At 31.7% G+C, this 1,508-nt stretch carries 1 protein-coding gene; it reads right to left on the bottom strand.

From position 1 onward, the window contains the following. Nucleotides 1-978 precede the first annotated feature (978 nt). Nucleotides 979-1,508 (bottom strand): type ISP restriction/modification enzyme (locus ACFIMC_RS03075; RefSeq protein WP_375680881.1); only part of this gene is annotated, 530 nt, incomplete at its 5' end.

The following is a 1,508-nucleotide window of genomic DNA, read 5'->3' as shown; positions in this document are numbered from 1 at the left end:
AAAAGATTTCAGAAATTTAGAAAATAAGACGCGCTCCAAAGCCTTGATCACTAGTTGAGAAACTGAAGTGGTGGGGTTCTGATCATGGTTTTGGTGCAAGATTTTAATGAAACAACCTATAAAAAAAGATCTATAAAATTATTCCATAGATGATAAAAATCTCTTTTAATGGGCTTTTGTCTATTTTATCGGTTATGTCAGTTTATTTAACAGACGAATCTTATGATTTTAGTGAGTGATTAAAATGTGCTTTATGAAAAGCATATGATCCTTTAAGCCTTTCAAAAGATAGCTTGTAACTCATAAGAAATGCTATCAAGACCATTATGGTTATGAGTTTTGGAGGTTTAGGGTTTTTTGGGGGTTTTGGAGGTGCTTTTTACGCCCCCCCCCTTTACATATTTTTCAATAAAAAATAAAATTTTATTATATTTCAATATGTTAACTTTTATCAAGTTTCCAAAAAAAACAACCTATATCAAAATACAACCTGTAAACTCAACTAATGCTATATGTTTTGTAGGGGTTTTGGGGGTTTGAGAAACCTTCAAAACCTATAAGTAATATAAGAAAATGAATATACATAATCCTCTTTAAACAAAGCTTTTGAAAACAATAAAGCTATCATTTTAGATTACGGTATAATCTTTTAAAGGCAATGTAAAAAAATCTAATTCTATTTAAGAGTGGATTTCTTAAAAGTCTTAAAGCAATCCAAATAAGAGTATCTAAAAGTGCAAATGGTTTCTTTTTAGAATAACGCATGATAAATTATTCCTTTTAAGATTATAGGTAATCAACTCACAAGATGATACGTTTAAAGAATTTACAAAAGTCCATTAAAGAGATCTTGATAACGTAATTATTTCCTATCTTAGTTTATCTCATAACAGATGATAAAATAGACTGTTAGTTAAACTAATACATAAGCGGATTTAATAAGATTGGCATGCCCATTATGTGAGCATGCTTTATAAGTTATTCAGTTTCTCTAATCTCTAGTTTTGGTAGGTTCTTAACGATTTTCATTGTCTCTAAACTTATGGTAATAACCCTCTGAAATAACTCTAGAGGGTAGGCAGGGTTGCCAACGGTTTCAACAGCATAGCGATTGGCATCATTGACAATACCACTCTTTTTATCAGTCTTAACGCATTGACGCCCCATAACCCATTCAAGAGCAGGCTTGCCATTGACGATATACTCATAAGCTTCAAGAGGGATATCTGTTATGGTAATATTGCTATTGTAAATAACAGTCGATTTATCCTTTTCCTTACTATTCTTAATTTTTGCGAATTTCATTTCTGTAACGTAATAAAACTTTTCTGGATTAGAGATCTCTGTTTGTTTTGGATTACCCTTTTTAAAGGTCACTGGATAAGGCTCTACAGTTTCATAATTCACGTGCAAATGCCCTAGTTCATGTCCAGCATTAACAAACTTCCAAAAATCTTCAGCGCTTTTTACACAAGGGATGCGAGGCAATTCTTTAGAGAGGTTATCAG

This window comes from Bartonella sp. AP21QHHD (assembly GCF_042196205.1).
Taxonomy (GTDB): Bacteria; Pseudomonadota; Alphaproteobacteria; order Rhizobiales; family Rhizobiaceae; genus Bartonella.
The sequence above is the reverse complement of the archived record's forward strand: the minus strand, read 5'-3'. Positions and strand labels throughout refer to the sequence as shown.